The organism is Acinetobacter sp. AS23 (genome assembly GCF_023612055.1).
Classification (GTDB): Bacteria; Pseudomonadota; Gammaproteobacteria; order Pseudomonadales; family Moraxellaceae; genus Acinetobacter; species Acinetobacter oleivorans.
Window position 1 is genome coordinate 377983 of sequence record NZ_CP082274.1, and the last position, 23231, is coordinate 401213.

The 23231-nt window shown below is 37.7% G+C and carries 20 protein-coding genes; 12 read left to right on the forward strand and 8 right to left on the reverse strand.

Annotation, left to right across the window (positions count from 1 at the left end):
* Window positions 1-37: 37 nt before the first annotated feature.
* The 5 genes from K6I41_RS01785 to K6I41_RS01805 all read right to left on the reverse strand — a co-directional run bounded on the left by K6I41_RS01785 (window position 38) and on the right by K6I41_RS01805 (window position 5537).
* Window positions 38-574: a hypothetical protein gene (locus K6I41_RS01785; RefSeq protein ID WP_013196733.1), complete on the reverse strand. Its 537-nt coding sequence runs from the start codon at window positions 572-574 to the stop codon at window positions 38-40.
* A 25-nt stretch (window positions 575-599) separates the two neighbouring features.
* Complete coding sequence (gene yccS / locus K6I41_RS01790; RefSeq protein WP_250375104.1) at window positions 600-2750, reverse strand: YccS family putative transporter; 2151 nt, start codon at window positions 2748-2750, stop codon at window positions 600-602.
* A 203-nt stretch (window positions 2751-2953) separates the two neighbouring features.
* On the reverse strand, window positions 2954-3523 hold the full coding sequence (gene sodC / locus K6I41_RS01795) for a superoxide dismutase family protein (RefSeq protein ID WP_081402079.1): 570 nt from the start codon (window positions 3521-3523) through the stop codon (window positions 2954-2956).
* 126 nt (window positions 3524-3649) lie between these two features.
* Window positions 3650-4768 carry an AI-2E family transporter gene (locus K6I41_RS01800; protein ID WP_005301078.1) on the reverse strand — a complete coding sequence of 373 codons (1119 nt, stop codon included), beginning with the start codon at window positions 4766-4768 and terminating at the stop codon, window positions 3650-3652.
* A gap of 124 nt (window positions 4769-4892) precedes the next feature.
* Entirely contained in the window at window positions 4893-5537 is a 645-nt protein-coding gene (locus K6I41_RS01805) for a ParA family protein (protein ID WP_151822872.1), read from the reverse strand.
* 158 nt (window positions 5538-5695) lie between these two features.
* Between K6I41_RS01805 and K6I41_RS01810 the strand changes: the two genes are divergently transcribed.
* Window positions 5696-6163: a Holliday junction resolvase-like protein gene (locus tag K6I41_RS01810; RefSeq protein WP_002116954.1), complete on the forward strand. Its 468-nt coding sequence runs from the start codon at window positions 5696-5698 to the stop codon at window positions 6161-6163.
* A 139-nt stretch (window positions 6164-6302) separates the two neighbouring features.
* The gene (locus K6I41_RS01815) at window positions 6303-6866 is read left to right on the forward strand and encodes a hypothetical protein (protein WP_005301082.1); all 564 of its coding nucleotides are present in this window, start codon (window positions 6303-6305) and stop codon (window positions 6864-6866) included.
* A 52-nt stretch (window positions 6867-6918) separates the two neighbouring features.
* Here K6I41_RS01815 and K6I41_RS01820 read toward each other — a convergent pair whose 3' ends face one another.
* Both K6I41_RS01820 and K6I41_RS01825 read right to left on the reverse strand, forming a co-directional pair.
* On the reverse strand, window positions 6919-7452 hold the full coding sequence (locus K6I41_RS01820) for a hypothetical protein (RefSeq protein ID WP_004789733.1): 534 nt from the start codon (window positions 7450-7452) through the stop codon (window positions 6919-6921).
* 26 nt (window positions 7453-7478) lie between these two features.
* A complete protein-coding gene (locus tag K6I41_RS01825; protein ID WP_250375105.1) occupies window positions 7479-8267 on the reverse strand; it encodes a class I SAM-dependent methyltransferase in 789 nt (262 codons plus the stop codon).
* A 127-nt stretch (window positions 8268-8394) separates the two neighbouring features.
* On the opposite strand from K6I41_RS01825, the gene K6I41_RS01830 reads away from it, so the two are divergent.
* The 8 genes from K6I41_RS01830 to astE all read left to right on the forward strand — a co-directional run bounded on the left by K6I41_RS01830 (window position 8395) and on the right by astE (window position 20043).
* Window positions 8395-9672 carry a hypothetical protein gene (locus K6I41_RS01830; RefSeq protein ID WP_250375106.1) on the forward strand — a complete coding sequence of 426 codons (1278 nt, stop codon included), beginning with the start codon at window positions 8395-8397 and terminating at the stop codon, window positions 9670-9672.
* A 413-nt stretch (window positions 9673-10085) separates the two neighbouring features.
* Window positions 10086-11513: an amino acid permease gene (locus K6I41_RS01835; RefSeq protein WP_111855040.1), complete on the forward strand. Its 1428-nt coding sequence runs from the start codon at window positions 10086-10088 to the stop codon at window positions 11511-11513.
* A 1038-nt stretch (window positions 11514-12551) separates the two neighbouring features.
* On the forward strand, window positions 12552-13826 hold the full coding sequence (locus K6I41_RS01840; protein WP_013196743.1) for a Glu/Leu/Phe/Val family dehydrogenase: 1275 nt from the start codon (window positions 12552-12554) through the stop codon (window positions 13824-13826).
* Window positions 13827-13961: 135 nt separating this feature from the next.
* Window positions 13962-15176 (forward strand): aspartate aminotransferase family protein, encoded by a 1215-nt coding sequence (locus K6I41_RS01845; RefSeq protein WP_005301100.1) that lies wholly within the window; start codon window positions 13962-13964, stop codon window positions 15174-15176.
* A gap of 18 nt (window positions 15177-15194) precedes the next feature.
* Entirely contained in the window at window positions 15195-16226 is a 1032-nt protein-coding gene (gene astA, locus K6I41_RS01850) for an arginine N-succinyltransferase (RefSeq protein ID WP_005301103.1), read from the forward strand.
* Window positions 16226-17695: a succinylglutamate-semialdehyde dehydrogenase gene (gene astD / locus K6I41_RS01855; RefSeq protein WP_250375107.1), complete on the forward strand. Its 1470-nt coding sequence runs from the start codon at window positions 16226-16228 to the stop codon at window positions 17693-17695. The genes astA and astD overlap by 1 nt, the downstream gene beginning before the upstream one ends.
* Before the next feature lie 17 nt (window positions 17696-17712).
* On the forward strand, window positions 17713-19056 hold the full coding sequence (gene astB / locus K6I41_RS01860; RefSeq protein ID WP_004789725.1) for an N-succinylarginine dihydrolase: 1344 nt from the start codon (window positions 17713-17715) through the stop codon (window positions 19054-19056).
* Between the two features lie 12 nt (window positions 19057-19068).
* Window positions 19069-20043: a succinylglutamate desuccinylase gene (astE, locus tag K6I41_RS01865; protein ID WP_250375108.1), complete on the forward strand. Its 975-nt coding sequence runs from the start codon at window positions 19069-19071 to the stop codon at window positions 20041-20043.
* A 62-nt stretch (window positions 20044-20105) separates the two neighbouring features.
* Here the strand turns inward: astE and K6I41_RS01870 are convergent, their stop codons facing one another.
* On the reverse strand, window positions 20106-20906 hold the full coding sequence (locus K6I41_RS01870) for a hypothetical protein (RefSeq protein WP_250375109.1): 801 nt from the start codon (window positions 20904-20906) through the stop codon (window positions 20106-20108).
* 590 nt (window positions 20907-21496) lie between these two features.
* Here K6I41_RS01870 and K6I41_RS01875 point away from each other — a divergent pair.
* Both K6I41_RS01875 and K6I41_RS01880 read left to right on the forward strand, forming a co-directional pair.
* Window positions 21497-21805, forward strand: a complete 309-nt coding sequence (locus tag K6I41_RS01875) for a hypothetical protein (RefSeq protein WP_250375110.1) — start codon at window positions 21497-21499, stop codon at window positions 21803-21805.
* Between the two features lie 35 nt (window positions 21806-21840).
* Window positions 21841-23196 (forward strand): S8 family peptidase, encoded by a 1356-nt coding sequence (locus K6I41_RS01880; RefSeq protein WP_013196748.1) that lies wholly within the window; start codon window positions 21841-21843, stop codon window positions 23194-23196.
* Window positions 23197-23231 lie beyond the last annotated feature (35 nt).

Sequence of the window (23231 nt, forward strand, 5' to 3'; positions counted from 1 at the left end):
ATTTAAAAAACCGGAATTTATATTCCGGTTTTTTTAGTTATTCTTTTAACATTTTTTCCATTTCCTCGCGGTCTGTTTCATAAGTACAACCTAATAATGTCATCGGACTTTTTCCGGTCATTTCTGATAAATTGAGATTATGATAAACAGTAAAAGAATCTGCTGTTGCAGGTTCTGTCTTGACAGTGCGAACACCTCTAAAAAAAGGTAATGTTTTAAAGTCTGGATGCTGAGGAATATTAAATTTCTTTGAAAGTTGTTGAACATTTACATTACGAAAAACGGCAGTTATACCTTGACCAGCTAGGGCAATTTCGTTTGTCTTTAAACCAAACAGTTCAATGGGTTGATTAGTTTTATATAAATAAATGAAAGGTTGGTCTGAATCTTCAATTCTTTTAAAGCCAAGCGCTGATAAATTTTCATCATATTCAGAAGCAAAACTGGTATAAGTTTCTTGATCTGATTGACACTCTATAATCTTTTTTAAATCATTTATTTCAAATGCATATGATGTGCTACTCAGCAATAAAAAAGTGGCAGAAAGAAATTTATATATCTTTGGAAAATACATTTTTATCCTCAATAAAGTGTTATAGCTATTTAATCTCTTGTTCTAAAAGCTGACCTTTTAAAGTTAAGAGTTCAGGTAGGGTTTCTAATAGTAAACTCATTTGTTTTAAGACTAGAGTATAGCTTTCCGAAAAGTCCTCATGAGTTGTTAGATTTTGAATTTGTTTTAAAGTTCGCTCAAGAAAATTAAAGTCAACAGAAGCTTGTTCAAATAAACTCTGATTAAGAATGTGCTGACAATCCAGTAAGAGCTGTAATACCTGTTGATCCTCAATTTTCTGCCGTTGGCTACCTAACGCTGCCACATAGCTCAACTGGCTGTGGCTATAAACCAAATAGCGAAAAGCGTAATGAATGAGTTGAGGATTTGGATTCGGTTCAGCACTTAAACTCGAGATCATGTTCGACAGCTCGATTTGAGCATTATGGGCAGCACGACGAATTCGGCGGTATTCTATATCTTGATTTTTGCCATATTGATATTGCTCAACAATCACATTGAAATAATCTAAGGTCGCTTTGCTACTTTTCTTAATATTGTTAGGAATATTGCGGAAGTTCCAATCAGGCCAAATAAAGTTTACGGCAAGCCATGCAATAAAACAGCCTAACAGCGTATCTATCAGACGGGGTAAAATGATGCTGTAGCCTGCACCTTTTAAGTTAAAAATTAACAGCACCATCAGGGTGGCCATAAGCGTCGCCAATGCGTATTTCTTTTGCCGCAAGTAGAAAAAGCAGACTCCGCAAATAATCGTAATGATGAGCTGACCTTCAATACTCGGTACAAAATATAGAATTGGTATTCCTAGTAAAACACCGAGTAGGGTGCCAATGGTTCTTAGTTTAAGACGGCTTTTAGTCGCAAAATAAGTGATCTGGCAGACAAATAAACTAGTCAGTAAAATCCAATAGCCATGCTGAGCAAAGGGTAATAATGAAATGGCATAACCTGCGGCGAAAACAACTGCAATTCGTATGGCATGTCTAAATAAGGCTGACTGTGGTGTAAGTTGTTGCCTGAGTTTTAAGATCAGATCTGAAAATCCTTGAATATCATCATCAAGTAAATTTAAGTGTTCTTGTCTTGTTTGAGTATTATTTTCAGGGAAGGGCTGTGCATATTGTAGTTGTTCAAACTGTTCATGCATTCCCTTTAAATTATCAAAAATAAGTCTTAAGTTTTTAACTTCAAAGTTTTGTGGATGCTGTTGTATCCAGTCCTTTAAAGAACTTTCCAAATTGTTCAATACCGTCCGGCTTTCTTGTGAAGGCTGAGATGGTCGATTATGCAAAATACATTGAGCCAGATCTTGGCACGCTTGTGCTTGTAGGCGTAGGTTTTTTTGGAAACGGAAAATAAGATCACTACGACTGAAGTTCTGTTGAATATGTTCGTAATGTAAATAATTAGAAGTTGCTTGCTCGTGAATGTCCCGCGCAAAAAAATACAGGTTTAGCCAATAAATACTTTTATTACTGACGCGCGAAGCTTTGAGTCGAGTGAGCAGGGAGCTGCGTATTTGATTGAGACTTTGAGCAACTTGCGTATTTTGTAAGGACAGTTCATATAAAAGTTGTTCTACATTCTCTTTATTGTCGGGATCAAACAAACGTGCTTTTGCTTGTAGGAGAACAGAAATTTCTTTAAAAATTTGTGAGAGCTTATCTTGTAAGGGAAGTGTCGGCTTAATAATAAAAAACAAAATAGATGTAAAGCCGTACCACAAAGCACCATAAACAAAGTAGGTAGGTTGTTGGTACCAGTGCGCATATTCTCCTAAACCGAACATGCTATAAATGGAAAGCAAAATAGTGCCAAACGAAATTGTGGCATAACGTTGCCCTAAAGCGCCTAATAAAATGAAAAAAGCACTAGAAAGAGAAAGATATAAAATAAAGAAAATTTTGTAGGGAGCTAAAAAGCCAAGAATACTACTGACTGTAAAAAAGAGGAGGCAGACGTAAACCAAGTTACGTAGCCGAATACTTAAGCGATCATCAAAGTCAGTTAACGCTGCTGCAATCGCGCCTAAAGTCACGGGAACGATGAGCTCGTTATGGCCTAGCCAAAGTAAACCCAAAGTTGTGCCTGTGAGTACAATCAAAATTTGCAGGCAATAAATTAAAATCGAGTTCGACTTAAAACTATTAAATATTTGGGTCAGATAGTTCACGGCTTTTGTTCTAAATTAGAGAATACGTGAGAAAGCAGTATGTAACTTTAAATTTTTATTACTTCAAAAATATTATTCTTTTTATCTACAAAAGTCAGTCATTTTTTAAGATTTTATTAGGCTTAAATCAAGTTGTAACGATCAATAAATTAACAAAATTGTGGATATCTTTTTAGATACCCACAATTTGAAAAAGACATAAATTATTTAATCACGCCACATGCAATTCGTGCTCCGCCACCACCGAGAGGAAGAGGTGAGTCTGAGTAGTTATCACCACCCGCATGAATCATAATAGCTCGACCTTGAAGATCAGCAAGTTTCAATCGAGGTGCGATTACAGCAGTCGTTGCAACACCAGTATTATCGACCACTAAAGCAGGTAAATCACCTAAGTGACCAGTTGTTGGAGTACCGTGATGAGGGGCTTGATTCGGGTTGTAGTGACTACCAGCAGCTAAAGCAGCACCTGGTTTCCCATCTTTTACAGCTGGTTCACAAGAGGCATTTTCATGAATATGGAAGCCGCGTGTACCACTTGGTAAGTCAGCTAGAGCAGGCGTAATAATTAAACCTTTGTCGCTATCTTGAAAGCTAATCGTACCTAATTTTTTACCAATACCAGCGGCAGTCACTTCATTTACATCGACCACTTTTTTCGTATGCATTGTTGTTAATGCTTGAGCTGTATCTGATACAGTTTTTGTGACTGAACTACAGCCAACCGTAAAAAAAGCTGTAAGCGCACAGACTGCGCCAATTTTATTAAACATCTGCATGATCGGATGTCCTTATAAATATATATGATTGTTTGATTCAAACAAACGAAGGTTTAACCTACAAGTTAATTTAAATAGTTAATTTGTATCTAGAAACATTTTTAAATTAAATAAATAGGATCACTCTTTATCATTAGAAGATTCATTTTCAGAATCATAAATCATAGTCGTTTTAGGCATAGGTTCAGGCTCAATGGTTTCATGTAACCATTCACGCCAAATTGCCAGTAAAATAGCCAGAATTACAGGTCCAATAAATAAACCTACTAATCCAAAACTTGCAATACCACCTAATACACCAAACATGATTAATAAGAATGGAATTTTTGTAGCACCAGAAATCACAAGTGGTCGAATCACATTATCTGAGCTACTAACAATCACTACACCCCAAACCACTACACCAATTGCTTCCATAGTTTGTCCCTGAGAGAACAACCATAGACCGACACCTAAATAGGAAATGGGTGTACCAAATGGAATTAAAGCCAATAAGAAAGTAGCAATGGTAAGCACCATTGGGTTAGGGACACCTGCTACAAAATAACTTAATCCAGCTAAAACAGCTTGAGCAATTGCAGTTAAACCCACGCCATAGACTACAGCACGAGTCGTTTCCGAAATCGTATCGAGATAATGATGTATACGAGGGCCTATAACCATTTCTAAGGCTTTACTCACCTGAGACAAAATCATTTGACCATCACGGTAGAAGAAAAATAGGCTAAATACGGCAAAGCCAAGTTTGACAATATTTTTACTAATTTCACCGAGCAGTACACGGCCATAACTTAAATGGCTTTGTACCCAAGCTGCAACATTTTGAATTGTGCTATTAGGGTCGTTATTTAACTCATTGAGTGTACGAGAAATTTCTTTTCCAACAAAAGGAAGATCACGAATAAAATCAGGGACACTTAAATGACCTGAAAAAACCTGACGTTGTAAGTCAAAATATAAGTTGCGGCCTTCATGCTGCAAAATAAAAATAGCGCATGTAAAAGGGACGCCAACAACCAAAATGACCAGACTAATCATTAGAGTTGCATTTAAAGTATTACGGGTTTCTCCAAAAAAACGTTGAATTCTTAAATAAATAGGCCAAGTCATATAAGCAATGATGGCAGCCCAAAGTACAGGAACAATAAAGTATTTCAGGATATTAAATCCTAAAAAAATCAAAATAAAAAACAGCCCAAACAATAAAACGCGCTGTAAATTAGGAGCGTATGGATGCACGAACAATATTTCTCTAATTTTCTACATAGAATAAAGTCATATTAACTGAAAAATAACCTGAGGCAAATTTTAAGGCCGCAATGTAAAGAACCTTATACATCTCTTTTTAGAGACTAAAAGTCATTTAAAACCACTCAGCTTTATCTTCAACTAACTTGTTTAGAACAGGTTGCCATTGATTTTGAATCGTAATAAAGTTTTTTTGAGGCTTATCAAAAATGCTTAAGCCTTGCATTGCTAAGCTACCATATGCAGTGCGTTCAGCAATCCAAGCAACAGGTTCCTGTTCAATTTTTTCAAAAAACTGCTGAATATCTTTTGAGCTAGCACTGTTTGGTTTTACGCGATTTGCAAGAAGTAAAATCTGAACTTTGCCTTTACGAATACGCTTAATATCTTGTAAATGCTTTAAAAAGCGACGAGTACTGTCTATATCAAAAAATGAAGGCTGAAGTGGAGTAATAATGGCATGAGCTTCACTAATGAGTTGCTCAGCATGTTCACCTGAAAGTGCACCAGGCGCATCAATAATTAAATAATCCAGATTTTTAGGCGCGTCACCAATTGATTTTTCATGACGCCAGTCGAGGCTTTGAATTTTTGCGACACCTTCGGGGCGCTGTTTTAACCATTGTAAAGCCGATTTTTGATTGTCCGAATCTGCTAATGCTACTTTATATCCTTTTTGTGCCAATGCTGTTGCCAACGTAATGGCCGTCATGGTTTTTCCGCATCCGCCCTTTTGATTTGCAATAAGTATCGTTTTCATAAATCCAATTATTTTCAGCAGCACATTTGTTTATGTTTTATACCTTAGCATCTTTTTATGTGAAGAAGATGACCACCTTTGACAAAAGTTTAAGCTGTTTCGTTATTTTAGATATGATTAGATCTGTAATCTTAATTCGCGCTTTTTAAGGAAAATTTATGTCTGTATGGCTTGCCATGCTTATTGGTGCTGGAATTGGCATCATTATCACTACTCTTATTTTATCAAACACTCGGAATGGACGAATTAAGGCTGAATATGAGCAATATATTGCTGAACTTGAATTAGAGCATCAACAAGCTCTTACTCAAGCACAAAAGAGAAGTGTAAATACAAGCCGTGCGGTGTTGAAAGGAAAAATGGCAGAACAATTTGCTCCAGTTTTGCCTGAATTTCAGTATCTACCCAGCGATGCAAAATTTATGGGCGATCCGGTGGACTATATTATCTTTGATGGATATACCGATTTTCGTGATGGTGATGGGACAGCAGAAGACATTAATATTATTCTACTTGATGTAAAAAGTGGTGGTGCAAGGCTTACTAAAGGCCAACAGGCGATTGCCCAAGCGGTCCAACAAGGTAAGGTTCGTTTTGAAACTTTGAGAATAGATTTTGAAGATTAACAAGCTGTTTAATTCAGCACAAAAATAGACGAAATTGATCTGTATTGTTACTAAATTCCGATATTTTTTTCATCGCTTACAGCTACTATAAATTGATGATCTATTCACTTTGATCTAGCAATATTTGAGGTGTAACGCGATGAAAAAACAATGTTTGATGATGGCCTTGCTGACTGCTATTGGCATGAGTGCAGCATTTGCATCGACCTCAAGTGAATATAATATTGCCAATGGTTTGAACCCGATAGAAAAAGATCAATCTATTTCTGTGTTACAACCTTTTCAAGGAAATTTCAGGATCTTGGGTTCAAAGGTTTATCAAAATGATGAACAAGCTAAATTTTCTCCTATCGACTATGCTGTAAGTTGGGGATTGTTTGCACAGCCTGAAATTGCACGTCACATTTCAGTGAAACAATATGACCGTTATTTAAACTGGAAAATTCCTAAATTACCTGTTCCCGCAGAGCAAGCAATGCAAATGGTGTCTAACATGCACATCATTCCTGCAAACCCTGAAATTGCTCAGCAGATTAAACAAGTTAAACGTGGTGATCTCGTTTATCTAAAAGGGGACCTTGTCGAGATTAAAGACAAAAACTTAGTTTGGAAATCTTCACTTACGCCAACCGACACGGGGGATGGAGCATGTGAATTATTCCGTGTTCAGGCAATTCATTGGGTTGAAAAGCAAAATATATAATTTGAAAAAAGCCTTCATAAATATAAAGGCTTTTTTATAAGTAATGTAATACTTATTTCTGTTGTGATGCTTTCCAATACTTTAATTGATTTTGCGCTTGTAAATAGTCGGCAAGATCATTGATCTGTTCATCTTTAGTCGCGTGCTTATCACTATAGTGTTTTTCTTGGTTTTCCCAATATTGATAAAGTAGTCCCTGAATGTAACGGCCTTGCTCAGTTTTTAAATCTAAATCTTTTAACATGGTTAGAGCAGAGCGCACATTATCGAGTGTACGTTGTTGCTCAAAATCTGTTGTGAGTGTTCCCGCTTCATGCATTTTTGCTAACTCATTTTCCATTTCGTCGCTCATTTCTGTAAAGCGGCGGTCATAGTCCTCTAAAAGTGCAATATCGTGTGCATCATCAGCAGTAGCAGGGAACGTCTTAACAGGTCTTTCATTTAGTTTTTCTAAAACCTGATCTGTAGATGAGGTGGCAGATGGTTGCTCCGTCTTAGCAGGCTCATCCGCTTTTTTACAAGCAGTAAGTAATAGGCTAGAGCAAAGCAAAGACATTAATATGACTTGAGGTGTTTTCTTCTTCATAACTTTCAACCAAACCTATTCACTAATTATTTAACGGGTAACGTACTTTTCTGAAAGTGATATGCATATGTGACATATGGAAAATCAATCTGATCTTGAGGGCCCAATCCCGTAAAATCATAAACAATTTTTTCAAACTGTGCTTTGAGTTGTAACTGATCTTTTTCAGTCATTGCAGCAATAAAACTTGTAGAGAGTAAACGTTTACTCACGACTTGTTCGACAGAACCGCACTGCGACTGTGTAAATGTTTGTAGGCTATCAAGTACGAATAAATCTTGTTGTTCAAACACACGTTTCCACTTTTCACTATGGTAACGCGGCGTGTCTCCTTCAAGAGGAAGTAGAAAATCAGCTAAGGCTTTCACCCAATCCGTACGCTCGTCGCGTTGATTCCAAACGAGTCCTAAATGTCCTTGTGGTTTTAATACTCTATACATTTCTGTTAGGGTATCAAGGTTGTCAAACCAGTGGAAAGATTGCGCACAAATAATGGCATCAACTTCATGGTCTGCTACAGGAATTGAATGGCTAAAAGCCTGTAATGTTTTGATATCAGGATAAACTTGTTGAAGCTGCTGTAACATCTCGCCAATTGGCTCAACTGCAATAACATCTGCATGTGTTTGTTTTAAGTAGGGTAAGAATTTGCCAGTACCCGATCCAAGATCGATAACAGTAGAGTTTTCCTGTATTTGTAGGCAATTTTGCAGCCAACTTACTATTTCTGCGGGATAATTAGGTCTAACTTGCTGATATAGTTCAGCAGCTGAGCTGAAGCCTTTTTGAGCGGCAGGATGTAAGGATTGTGTCATATTTTGCGCTTTTTAATCTGACTGGCATCTATAAAATAAGATACTCCGCAATCATAAATTGGCAAAACACCTATTTTGTTTCATTTTTGACGTTGTATGTGGGAGTAAATTTTCTTTCGGTGTGAGCATGGATAAGCAAATTATTTTTGAAGACGAACACATTAGAGCCATTTTTTTACCAGGCGATTCTAATACATTGGTTCTCTCTTTTGGCGATTTGATTACCCGAGCGAGTGGCTTATCTATCAATGCTGAAAAGTCCCTAATTAAATACCAATATAATATTATTGGGGTAATGCCAAAACAAAAATCATGGTTTCCTCAAGCGAGCATGATTGAGCTGGCAAAAGCGATTTCGCCTATTCTAGAAGGCTTTAAAAATATTGTGGGTTATGGCGGTTCAATGGGCGGCTATGCAGCAATCAAATATTCTAATTTATTGAATATGAATCGTGTGATTGCATTCGTGCCTCAATATTCAATTGATCCTGACCAAGTTGAAGATCGACGCTATGCCGAGTTTTTCGATGCTGTGGCAAATAAAGACATGCAAATCCAGGCGCAAGATGTCGATGCAGCGCGTGAATATGTCATTGTTTATGACCCTTATTTTTCGACTGACCGTGAACATTATCTAAAAATAAAAGAGCTATTACCAAACTTACATACGATTCATTTGCCATTTACTGGTCATGAAGCATTGTCTGTATTGGCAAGTTCAAGTTTATTGCATGATTTTATTGAACATGAATTTGACGAAATTTATTTTTATCAGCAGGTTCGTAAGGTCAAAAAGCAAAGTAAGTTTTACTTCCGTAATGTATTAGCGCATGTTCTTACTCATCATGATGACATGTTGTTAAAAATATTACGCCAAAATGATTTTCAGCTTGATGAGCGTTATTTTGATAACCCTCTTAAACACGCTATTACTCGTAGTCTGATAAAGACACAGCAAGCAACTGAGCTAGACTTTCAAAAGTTAGGTATTAAAGTACAGCGAATTCAGGACGCTGCAAATTATCAAGAAGGATTGCAGACCAGCTTTGGCTCAATTTTGGTATTCAACCTCATTAATTCAAAGTTTGAAAGTTATGCTCTAGATGTTCTGCTGGCGAATAAGTCTTATTTGATTCCAATTGTGGCTGAACACACTGGTGTAGTGCATATTAAATTAAATAATGAAACTTATTTGTTAGGAATGAATGATCGCAAAGTCATTAAATTGTTCAAGCACGACGAGCCTTTATCATCGGATATGAGTCCGTTTGTAGTCAAAAAATATTCAGACTGTTTTGCAATCAGCTATAAGCAATTAAATTTATCTTGTGATGAACATGGGATGTGTGAATTTATAGAAGGTTCAATTCAGTCGACTGAACAACTAGTCTCGATCAGCTTTTAAAACTTTATAGTGGTTAAATAAAGCTCAGACCTTAAGGTTTGAGCTTTATTTTTTGCTTAAAAAATATTTTTTCATAAACTTATTTGTATATTAATTTAAAATTCATTATTTAAATAAATAGTGTGTTTGTTCTGCGAATATTTATTGTATTAAAAGTAGATATAGCTAGTGGTGAATATAAATGCTATATTTTAAAATAAATGGGTTTTATTAATATATAAATTATAGAAATAGTGTCAGGTTAATTAAAATACATAAATAACGATGTTTTTTTATAAGATTATGTTTTTGTTATTTATTTTATTTAAAGAAGATGGGGCTGCTTAAAATAAGTTCACTATTCAAAGATAATTGCATATTTATTTTTTTCTCCTAAAATGATTTTTTACTAAATTGTCGTTACAGTTTTTTATATGCAATCATTAAATTATCGGAATAATGATGCATCGCAACATGGAAGTTCTGCACCTTTGAAACGAGCAATGAGTACTCGACATTTGGTGATGATCTCCCTTGGCGGTGCCATAGGTACAGGTCTTTTTTTAGGGTCGGGTGATGTAATTTCCCAAGCTGGCCCAATTGGCGCAATTATTTCTTATTTTTTAGGCGGTTTAATTGCCTATACCGTGATGTTATGTCTTGGTGAACTTGCGGTACATGTACCAGAATCAGGATCATTCGGTGAGTACGCTCGTCGCTATATTGGTCCGGGTACGGGCTATATGATCACTTGGTTATATTGGTTAACTTGGACCGCGACTTTAGGAACAGAATTTACCGCAGCAGCTTTACTGGTTCGTGAGTGGTTTCCCTCTACTTCTGTTTGGGCTTGGACATTATGTTTTGGCGCCTTAGTTTTTTTCATTAATATTAGTTCAACGCGATTATTTGCCGAGTCAGAGTTTTGGCTGGCACTTGTGAAAGTTGTCACAATTATCTTTTTTATTGGCTTGGGTTTGCTGGCGATTTTTGGCTTTATCCCTTATCACGGACACGAAACTGCGCCGTTGTTTAGCAATTTAACTGCCCAAGGCTGGTTCCCACATGGGTTATTTCCAATTTTTACAACCATGCTGATTGTTAATTTTGCTTTTTCGGGTACAGAATTAATTGGTGTGGCAGCTGGGGAGGCAGAGAATCCAGCACAGACAGTTCCTAAAGCAATCAATGCTGCTATTTGGCGACTACTGATTTTCTTTGTCGGCACAATTGTTGTAATTAGTTCACTGTTACCATTCCAGCTTGCTGGTTTGAGTGGTAATGAAGTGAGTAATAGTCCATTTGTGACTGTGTTTAATTATATTGGTATCCCATATGCGGAAGATATTATTCGCTTTGTGATTATTACGGCTTTACTCTCTGCTGCAAATTCTGGTTTGTTTGCTGCTTCACGTATGATGTGGTCGCTTTCTGCAAAAAACCAATTACCAAAAATCTTTTCTAAACTTACACCTTCAGGAACACCTATTGTAGCTATTGTGGTCACAATGCTGGGTGCTATACCAGGTTTACTTTCAGAGCAATTTGCACCTGAAACTATTTTTAAGAATTTATTGGGTGTTGCTGCTTTCACCATGGTTGTAGTGTGGATTGCAATTTGTGTATCTCAATTCAACTTCCGTAGACAGTGGTATAAATCTGGTAAAACTGCAAAAGATTTGCGTTTTGCTGCTCCTTTATTTCCTTTGACTCCAATCGTGGGTGGTCTGTTCTGTGCTATTACTTGTATTAGCATGGTATTTGATCCTTCGATGCAGGTTGGCTTCATCTGTTGTATTGTTTTCATTCTGGTGTGTTATGCGAGCTACTTCATTTTTTATCACAAGAAAGATGCGGTGTAGAGCTAAGCAAAGATATGCTTTCTGAAGCATAGTCTAAAGGCCCCATTTGGGGCTTTTTTATTGCCTGTAGGAAATTAGAAAAGGATGGGTTTTATATATTTTTTTTAAAAATGAATTTTTATTTTTGATCATAAAAACAAATATTGTTTTATAAATTTACCATTGATCGGATTTTTATTAATATTTATTTATTATAAATATTTGATTAAGTCTATGTTTAGTCTTGTTATTTAATAAAGAGCCGTTTTTAGTTTTTTGGAATATAAGGGTTGAATGAACGTAATATGGATTTAATGTGAAGAATAGATAATTTTTTGATAGTTTTTTGGAAAATAAAAGTTATTAAGTTATTGTTATATATTAATAAAAATATTTACATTTTTTGTATTTATGGTTGTTTGTTTTCTATAATATTTTTTTATTAAAGTTAAGGGTTTTTTAATATTTGTTGTTTTTTTATTATAAATGTCAGTTCGATTTGATTATTTTTTCTCTTCTTATTTATTTTAAAATGTTCTAAATGAGCTTGCTCTATGCTATATTTATTGGAAGATTTTATATCTATGTTGCGGCTTAATTTTAAGCAGCATGTGTGGAAATAATTAATCTGTAGGATTATTGAACAAAGTTTATTTTAAAAAGACTAATGGAGGGATCTATCGATTAGTCAAAAAAATTTTATGGACTCGTGGTTTTTGTAAATCATAGTTCTTTTTAACTCCCAAACGGTTATGTCACTTCTTTTGTATTTATATTTCAGCCGGCTGGTTTTAGTGGGTTGTGGCTAGTTTTTTGCTTTTATAAAACTCTCTTTATAAATAGCAATTTAAACAAAAGAAAACTTGTAAAAGATATCGGTATATAAAAGTAGATCGTACTTTTAGTACCAACAAATGGAATTTAAAAAATCTGATGCTTTAGAAGAGCAAAAGATTTAGTAAATAAACTAAGACACTGTTATTTCAGGGTTTTAGTTGCTAAATAATAAAGATTACAGATTTATCAAATCTGAGTCTATGAAGGTATATAGGAAAAAAGATGTCAGATCTTTCATACGTAAACGAACACAGCGATGCATGGCAAACTTACTTGGCACAAATTGACCGTGTTGCTCCGTACTTAGACCACTTAGCTGAGTTTATCGACACTTTAAAACGTCCAAAACGTGCACTTATTGTAGACGTGCCAATTGTAATGGATGACGGTTCTATTCAGCACTTTGAAGGCTACCGTGTACAACACAACTTGTCTCGTGGTCCTGGTAAAGGTGGTGTTCGTTACCATCCGAATGTTGATTTGAATGAAGTTATGGCGTTATCTGCATGGATGACAATTAAAACTGCTGTTTTGAATTTGCCATTTGGCGGTGCAAAAGGTGGTATCCGTGTTGATCCACGTAAATTATCTAATCGTGAATTAGAGCGTTTAACTCGTCGTTATACGACTGAAATCGGTCACATTATCGGCCCTCAAAAAGATATCCCAGCTCCAGACGTTGGTACAAATGCCAATATCATGGGTTGGATGATGGATACTTACTCTACAAGCCAAGGTTACACAGTAACTGGTGTTGTAACTGGTAAGCCAGTTCACTTAGGTGGCTCTTTAGGTCGTGTTAAAGCGACTGGTCGCGGTGTATTCGTTACAGGTCGCGAAGTAGCTGCAAAAATCAATTTACCAATTGAAGGCGCGAAAATCGCTGTTCAAGGTTTTGGTAACGTAGGTAGTGAAGCTGCTTTCTTATTTGTTGAATCAAAAGCAAAAATCACTCACGTTCAAGATCACACTGGCACAATTTTCAATGCTGATGGTATTGATCTTGTTGCATTACGTGAACACGTAAATGCAAACCAAGGTGGTGTTGGTGGTTTCGCTGGCGCGCAAGCAATTGCTGATGAAGATTTCTGGACTGCAGATGTAGACATCATTATTCCTGCTGCGTTAGAAGGTCAAATCACAGTTGAACGTGCTGAAAAACTTAAAGCTAAGTTGATTTTAGAAGGTGCGAACGGCCCGACTTATCCTAAAGCTGAAGACGTATTAGTTGAGCGTGGCATTGTTGTAGTACCTGACGTTGTATGTAACGCTGGCGGTGTAACTGTAAGTTACTTCGAATGGGTTCAAGACATGGCGAGCTACTTCTGGACTGAAGAAGAAATCAATGAGCGTTTAGACAAATTGATGGTTCAAGCTATGGATGACGTTTGGAACACAGCGAACAGCAACGCTTGTACTTTACGTACAGCAGCTTACATCTTGGCATGTGAGCGTATTTTAAAAGCTCGTAAAGAGCGTGGTATTTTCCCGGGCTAATCTGCGGGAATTACTTTTAGGAAAAGTGGTCTGAGCAAATATTAAGGATGTTATAGGGTTATTTGTTCAGCCCCTTTTTCTGAATTATTCAAAATTAAGTGTTATCGAATATATTAAATAAATACTGAGGTAAGCATGGAACAGCCAATTTCTGTAACTCGAAGCAACTTTAACGACTGGATGGTTCCAGTTTTTGCACCGGCAAATTTCATTCCGGTACGTGGCGAAGGTTCACGTATTTGGGATCAAGAAAATAAAGAATATATTGATTTTGCAGGCGGGATTGCAGTAAACGCATTAGGTCATGCGCATCCAGTGGCAGTAAATGCTTTAACAGAACAAGCAACAAAACTTTGGCATGTAGGTAACGGTTATACAAATGAACCCGTTCTACGCCTTGCAAAACAACTCACCGAAAATACATTTGCAGACAAGGTTTTCTTCTGTAACTCAGGTGCTGAAGCGAACGAAGCTGCTTTAAAACTGGCTCGTAAAGTTGGTTTAGATAGTGGTGTTGCCGGTAAAAGTGGCATTGTGGCATTTAATAATGCTTTCCATGGTCGTACCTTATTTACCGTTTCAGCGGGTGGTCAGCCTAAATATTCACAAGACTTTGCACCACTTCCAAACGGTATCAACCATGTTGCCTTTAATGATTTAGAAGCTGCAAAAGCGGTGATCAATGAGCAAACATGTGCAGTCATTGTTGAACCGATCCAAGGTGAAGGCGGCGTTATTCCTGCTGACATCGAATTTTTAAAAGGTTTACGTGCACTGTGTGATGAGTTCGGTGCCTTACTTATTTTTGATGAAGTGCAAACTGGTGTTGGCCGTACAGGCGCACTTTATGCCTACATGAACTCTGGTGTTATTCCAGATGTGTTAACGACAGCAAAAGCATTAGGCGGTGGTTTCCCAGTCGGTGCAATGTTAACAACTGATAAATTTGCTCCACATTTTTCAGTGGGTACACATGGTACGACTTATGGTGGTAACCCATTAGCAAGTGCAGTTGCAGGTGCAGTATTCGAATTTATTAATACGCCTGAAGTACTTGAAGGTGTGAAACATCGTCATCAATATTTCCTCGATGCACTAAATGCATTAAACGCTGAACATCAGATTTTTGAAGAAATTCGTGGTCAAGGTTTATTGATTGGCTGTGAATTAAAAGCTGAGTATGCAGGGAAAGCCAAAGATATTACGACTTGGGCGGGTGAAGAAGGTTTACTTGCTTTAATTGCAGGCCCGAATGTGGTTCGTTTTACTCCGTCGCTTATCATTCCTGAACAAGATATTGATGAAGGGATTGCTCGTTTAAAAAGAGCGTTGGCAAAATTGGCTAAATAAAAAAAAGGAAAGCTAGCCATGATGATCGTCCGTCATGCCGAGTTTCGAGACCTTGAAGATATTTATAAATTAGCGGGTAAGTCGGGTGTAGGCCTGACTTCCTTGCCACAAAATATGGATACACTTTCGGCTCGAATTTCACGTACTCGCAATACTTTAAATGGCAATGTCCATAAAAGTGAACAAGGCTATCTGTTTGTTCTTGAAGATACAGAAGCTCAACGTGTTATTGGTTTAAGCGCAATTGAAGTTGCTGTAGGACTCATTGAGCCTTGGTACAACTTTCATGTTGGTACTCAAGTACACGCTTCAAAAGCATTAAACGTTTATAAGTCACTACCTACCTTATTTTTGAGTAATGACAGAACGGGTAGTAGCGAACTCTGTACATTATTTCTAGATCCAGAGCGTCGTGAAAACCAAAACGGTAAATTCTTATCGAAAATCCGTTTTATGTTTATTGCTGCCTTTAAGCAATATTTCGAGAAAAAGTTAATTGCTGAAATGCGTGGTTTCTCAGATGAAAATGGATGTTCTCCATTTTGGGATGCGATTGGTCACCATTTCTTTAATATGGATTTCTCAACAGCAGACTATTTAAGTGGAATTGGGCAAAAAGTATTTATTGCAGAGCTTATGCCACGTTTTCCAGTCTATGTAGATCTCTTGCCAAAAGATGCGCAAGAGGTGATTGGAAAAATGCACCCACAAACTTTGCCTGCTTACCATGTGCTTGAGTCGGAAGGCTTACGCTATCAAGGATATGTCGATATTTTTGATGCGGGTCCAACCATTGAAGCCAATATTGATGAATTGCGGGCAGTAAAAGAAAGTCAGTTCTTAAACGTCAAAATTACAAGTGAAGCTGCGGTCGGTAAGACCCAATATCTCGTTGCCAATGATAATTATCATGACTATAAGGCAATGTTGATGAAGCTTGATCTTGTTGATAACACTATAAATTTAACACATGAACAAGCTGAAAAACTCGGTGTACAAGAAGGTCACGTTGTTCGTGTGTTATCACTAAATCCAATGGAAGTTTCCTGATGTCAAACTCTTTATTTATAAACGGTGTCTGGTTACAAGGCAGCGGCACAACATTTGAAAAAACAAATCCAGTTGATAACCAAACTGTATGGTCCGGTGCTGAAGCAACTGCTGCTGATGTAGAGCAAGCTTGTCAGGCAGCGCGTACTGCATTTCCAGCATGGGCACGTTTACCACTTGCAGAACGTGTAGCGATTGTTGAAAAATTTGCGGCTTTGCTTGAAGAAAATAAAAAGCACTTAGCAGAAGTGATTAGCCAAGAAACCAGTAAACCATTTTGGGAAACACTAACTGAAGTTCAATCAATGATTGGCAAAGTTGCAATTTCAATTCGTGCTTATCATCAGCGTACAGGTGAAAGCTCAACTGAAATGGCCGATGGCGTAGCATCTTTACGTCACCGTCCACATGGTGTGCTTGCAGTTTTCGGTCCATATAACTTCCCGGGCCATTTACCAAATGGGCATATTGTTCCTGCATTATTGGCAGGTAATACCGTGGTATTTAAACCAAGCGAATTAACACCTTGGACTGCTGAAGAAACTGTAAAACTTTGGCAGCAAGCTGGTTTGCCAAATGGTGTTATGAACTTGGTGCAAGGTGGTCGTACCACTGGCGAAGCGCTCGCTGCTTCACATGAAATTGACGGTTTATTGTTTACTGGAAGTGCAAACACGGGTTATCACTTGCATAAGCAAATGGCAGGTGCTCCTGAGAAAATCCTTGCGCTTGAAATGGGCGGCAATAATGCATTGATTATTGATGAAATTATTAATGTCGATGCTGTAGTTAATCTCACTATTCAATCTGCATTTGTTTCGGCGGGTCAGCGTTGTACATGTGCACGCCGTATCTTGGTAAAAAATGGCGCAGAAGGTGATGCATTTATTCAACGTTTCGTTGAAGTTGCAAAAAATCTAAAAGTTGGTCGTTGGAACGATGAGCAACAACCATTTATGGGTGGCGTTATCTCGTCAGTTGCCGCATCAAATATGATGCTTGCTCAGCAAAAATTGCTTGAGCTTGGCGCAAAAAGCTTGTTGCCAATGACGCGTCCGCAAGAAGATAGTTCGTTACTTACTCCAGGCATTGTTGATGTAACAGGCGTCACAGATATTCCAGATGAAGAATATTTTGGTCCGCTTACGACGATTCAACGTTATGACAACTTTGATGAAGCATTAAAAATTGCGAATGCAACTCGCTTTGGTTTGTCTGTTGGTCTGGTTTCACCAAAACGTGAACTGTTTGATCAAGTACTTATTGAAGCGCGCGCCGGTATTGTGAACTGGAATAAGCCATTAACAGGTGCTTCAAGTGCTGCACCGTTTGGTGGGGTCGGAGCCTCAGGTAACCACCGCGCAAGTGCCTTTTATGCAGCTGATTATTGTGCTTGGCCAATGGCTTCACTTGAAAGTGACAGCTTAACCTTACCAGAAAAATTATCTCCAGGGATTGTGTTGCCTTAAACACTAGGGAAAGAAAAATGAAAGGATATGAAGTAAATTTCGATGGCTTGGTGGGACCAACACATCACTACGCGGGCTTGTCGTTTGGTAATGAAGCATCGACAAAAAACCGTAATAACGCCTCGAATCCAAAATTAGCAGCTAAACAGGGCCTGCTAAAGATGAAGGCCTTGGCTGACATGGGAATGAAACAAGGTGTGCTTGTTCCGCATGAGCGCCCACATGTTCCAATGTTACGCCGCTTAGGTTTTACAGGAGATGATATTAGCGTTGTTGCTCAAGCAATGCGTCATTCACCTGAACTATTATCATCGTTAAGTTCAGCTTCTCCAATGTGGACTGCAAATGCTGCTACTGTTTCACCTTCGGCAGATAGCCAAGATGAACGCGTGCATTTTACCGCAGCGAACTTGAATAATAAGTTTCACCGTTCAATTGAGGCTGAAACTACAAGTCAGGTCCTACAAGCGATCTTTAAAAATGAACGTCATTTTGTACACCACGAAGCGTTGCCACAAGTAGCCTTGTTTGGTGATGAAGGTGCAGCAAATCACAATCGTTTAGGTGGTGATTATGCTAAGCGCGGTGTTCAAGTATTTGTGTATGGTCAACAACATTTAAATAATGGCTTACCAGGACCAAAACGCTATCCAGCTCGTCAGACGCGTGAAGCAAGTGAAGCAATTGCACGTTTGCACCGTTTAGATGATGCGCATACCGTTTTTGTTCAACAAAATCCGGATGTAATTGATCAGGGCGTATTTCATAACGATGTTATTGCGGTAAGTAACCAACAGGTTTTATTTCATCATCAACATGCATTCTTAAATCAAGATCAAGCTTTTGCTGAAATTCGTCAGAAAATGGCAAGCATCGGTGAAGATTTTATCTCGATTGAAGTTCCTGAAAACCGCGTTACTGTTGATGATGCCGTAGCAACTTATTTATTTAATAGCCAGATTTTGACTCGTCCAGATGGTGGAATGACCATTGTTGTGCCGGAAGAGTCTCGCCAGAATAAAGCAGTTTGGGGTTATCTGAACGATATGGTTCAGATGGGCACACCAATTGATGCTATTCAGGTATATGACTTACGCGAAAGTATGCGTAATGGTGGTGGTCCGGCATGTTTACGTTTACGCGTAGCTTTAAACGAAACTGAGTTAAATGCTGTAAATCCAAAAGTATTAATGAATGATCAATTGTTTGGCACACTCAATCAATGGGTTGATAAACATTATCGTGATCGTTTAGCTCAAGAAGATTTGGCTGATCCGCATTTACTCATGGAAAGCCGTATGGCACTCGATGAACTGACCAAAATTTTAGGTTTGGGCTCGGTTTATCCTTTCCAAAAATAATGAGGAGGTGACATGCAAGATTTTCTAGCATTAACCTTACAAGGTGAGCAACCTAACACCTGCGAAGGAAAACAAGATAATTTTTCTTGGCGTTGGTTGGGTGAGGGGATTCTTGAATGTACACCAAATGCACAGTACGACAAAGCCGTCGTACTGTCAGCTGGAGTACATGGTAATGAAACAGCACCAATTGAATTGTTATCTCATCTTTGCACAGATTTATTTGCGGGACGTTTAAACCTTGCTGTGAGGTTGCTGTTTGTATTGGGTAACCCTTATGCAATGCGTCAAGCGAAACGTTATGTGCATGACGATGTGAACCGAATGTTTTGTGGTGGATATAAAACTCTACCTGTGACTGAAGAATCAAAACGTGCTGAAGTTTTAGAGCAAGTGGTCACGACTTTTTTTCAGGAAAGTTCAAGCCAAGCAAAACGTTATCACTATGATTTGCACACCGCAATTCGTGCTTCTTTGTTGCCAACGTTTGCTTTATTTCCCTATCAAACACATGCTTATGATGCAGATTTGACAGCGAGCCTTGAAGCAGCTGACTTGGATGCTTTGGTTTACCACAATGCGGTCGGTAAAACCTTTACGCATTTTACCAGTGAAAATTTTAAAGCTGCGAGTGCGACTTTAGAGTTAGGCAAAGCCTTACCATTTGGACAAAATGACTTGAGCCAGTTTGCTGCAATTGATGAAGTGATTCGTCATGTGGTTTCTGAGCAAGCCTTGCCACCACGTAATAAAACAAAAATTCGGGTCTTTAAAGTATCGGACTCTTTAATTAAAAAAGACGAAGATTTTCAGATGAATTTATCGGCTGAGGCACCAAATTTCTCGACTTTTACCAAAGGTGAAATCATTGCGACTCAACCTTCTGGCAATTATATTGTTGAGCAAGATCAAGTCTGGATTTTATTTCCAAATCCAAATGTGAAACTTGGTTTACGTGCAGGTTTGGTTTTAACTGAAACCAGCTGAACATTTGATTTTTAAGAAATAAAAAAAGGGCAATTAATTGCCCTTTTTTTATTTATAAGATATTAGTTCGTACCGAAAAGGCCTTTAACCCAAGATTTCTTTTCAGCTTTTTGTGTAGACGTTTGAGCACCAGCGTTTATATTTGCGTTTGTGTTAACTCCAACAGGGCCAACGTTAACACCAACATTTACACCAGTTTGAGCATTAATTGCATGTGCTGGTTGTGCTGCATTCAACTGTGCTTGGGCATCAGCTTTAGTATCAGCTACAAATTCTTTTTGCTCAGCTTGATTTTGAGCTACACGAGTTTTTACTGCATCTACATGCGCTTGAGCATTAGCTTGTTTTTCAGCAGTAAATTCTTTTTGGTCTGCTTGTTTTTCTGTAACTTTAGTCTTTACAGCATTAAAACCTGCTTTTGTATCAGCTTTAGCCTCAACTGCTAGGTTTTTAGTGCCGTTTGCAGCTTTAGTCGCTACATTTTTAGTACCTGTTACTGCTTCGGTAGCAAAATGTTTAGTACCAGTTGCAGCTTCGGTAGCAAAGTGTTTGGTACCCGTTGCAGCTTCAGTTGCTATGTGTTTTGTACCATTTGCAGCTTTAGAAGAAAGTTCAGTCACTTTTCCTGTTGTTTTTTTAGTTGCTTTAACTGTAGTGTCAGCAGCGACATGACCAGCATGCTTTGCCGTATTACCTACAGTGTGTGCAGTATTTTTGACTGTATTGGCTACGCCACTAACAAGACCACCCGGTTGTACATTTACTTGAGCAGAAGCATCTGCATTAACGCCCGCACTTTGTGCAAAAATAGAAGCAGAAGCAAGAACACTTGCAGTAACGATAGCTGTTTTCATCATTTTCATTGCGATATCCTTCAAAGAATATACCCTTTTAGTGAGGTATTTCATAAACGCAAACGAATCATAGCCAAGGGAATATGGGCTTGGGAACTGAGTTCATCAAAACGTTACAACAGTGTTACGTTGAGTAAACAGACTAGGGAGGAATTGTGGAGATTAATAAAAATTAATAATAAAGTGAAAAAGAACATTTATTTATTAGAAAATCTAATTAAGCAAAATGAGTTCTTATTATTTAGTTTAAAAAAAATATCTTTTAATTTTTTCATTTCGTTTTTTCGAGTTTGTTCTCTATATCTTCAAATGTGATGTAAATCTCATTATTTATTGGAGTAAACGGCATAGTTATTGCTTATTATGAGAATAAGGCGCTTTTTAGCACTTTTTTGAACCATCTTCTGCCAGAAATATAAACGTACAGGGCAGAACTGTATTTTTGCTTATTCGGGATAAAGTTATTTTAACTTTTTAGTGGTTATGTATTTCATTAAATAGATTTTTCACATGAAAGATACATTAAGAAATGATGCTTTATTTCAAATAATCAAAAATAAAAATAGATATCTATAAACAAAAAAACAGAGATATGACAGATGAAAATTATTGCTTCCCTTCTTGTAATAGTCGGCTTGATCGCCGTTGTTCTCTATTTAAAGCCCACAAGTGGTGCATCTGATGTGTTTAATTCTGCTTTACATGAGTCGAATTCGCCACAACCAGACACATCGTCTTATCTTTCTAAACTTAAGGAGCCTACTCAACCTAAAAATCTATCTCAACATTCAACTCATCCACAATCGGTATCGGCTGATACAGTTCCTTTTTATGACACAAAAAGTGATCCTTCAATTCAACCGATTGATCCAGAAAAAGATCCAGCAAATGAAATAAAAGTGAAATAAGTAAATTGTTAGTTGAAAAACTACGGAGAAAAATAATGCAAAGTAAAACGTTATTTCTATTAGGTCTATGTACGATTTTAAGTACAACTGCATCAGCTCTTCCTTTAGATTCTAAAGGTGCTAAACAGAGATTAAATCAGGCAGCAAAACAAAAAGTATTTCAGGGTAAAATCGATTTAGATGCCTTGGTGAATAATGATTCGAATGATTTAATTGTTGAATACAATATTGCTTCGGTGAGCGTGCCTTCCGGGTTAGAACGGCGAAGTTATATTGCAACAAATAAGAAAAATTTACAGGCAAGGTTTAACCGTGCTGGTGGTGTTCAAGTACTTCGGGACTACAATAATTTGCCTTTAGCTTTTTATCGGATTAGTAACCGCGAAGCTTTGGTCTCTTTACTCAATGACCCTAATGTTAAAGCGGTTTATCCAAATCGTATTAATCAAACCACAACCAATGAAAGTTTACCTTTAATTAATCAACCACAAGCCAATACCAATGGTTTCACTGGTGAAGGCTCTAGTGTGGCAGTGATTGATACAGGGGTGAATTATCTTCATTCTGATTTTGGTTGTACGGCAGTAAACACACCATCAAATACTTGTCGCGTTGTTTACTCATTTGATAGTGCACCAGATGATGGCGCTTTAGATGATGATGGGCATGGTAGTAATGTTTCAGGCATTGTGTCTAAGGTTGCCACCAAGACCAAAATTATAGGCATTGATGTGTTTAGAAAGGTCAGATCCCAAGGTAAATGGGTAAGCACAGCTTATGATAGTGATATCCTCGCAGGGATTAATTGGGCTGTAAATAATGCACAAACCTATAATATTAAAGCAGTTAATTTAAGCCTTGGCGTGCCGGGTGTTAAATATACCTCGGAGTGTAGCGACAGCAGTTATGGAACGGCATTTGCTAATGCACGAGCTGCTGGTGTGGTACCTGTAGTCGCTTCAGGCAATGATGCATTTTCAGATGGAATTTCATCTCCTGCCTGTGTTGCTGGTGCAGTAAGAGTTGGTGCTGTTTATGATAGTAATATTGGTGGTGTGTCATGGGGGAATCCAGTGAAATGTTCTGACCCAACAACAGCAGCAGACAAAGTGGCGTGTTTCAGTAATGGTGGTAGCCTTGTGACTTTATTGGCACCGGGAGCAATGATTACGGCAGGTGGCTACACTATGGGAGGTACATCTCAAGCGACACCACATGTGGCCGGTGCGATTGCTTTATTACGAGCGAATAGCGTAAGTCCAACAGAAAGTATTGATCAAACCATCAGCCGTTTAAAAACGACAGGTAAACCAATTACTGACTCAAGAACGGGCTTGGTTTTCCCGCGTATTGATTTACTGGCAGCAACAAATGGTTTAACCATTAATTAATAGCTTATTTATAATTTTTTAAATTAGGTCCAAGA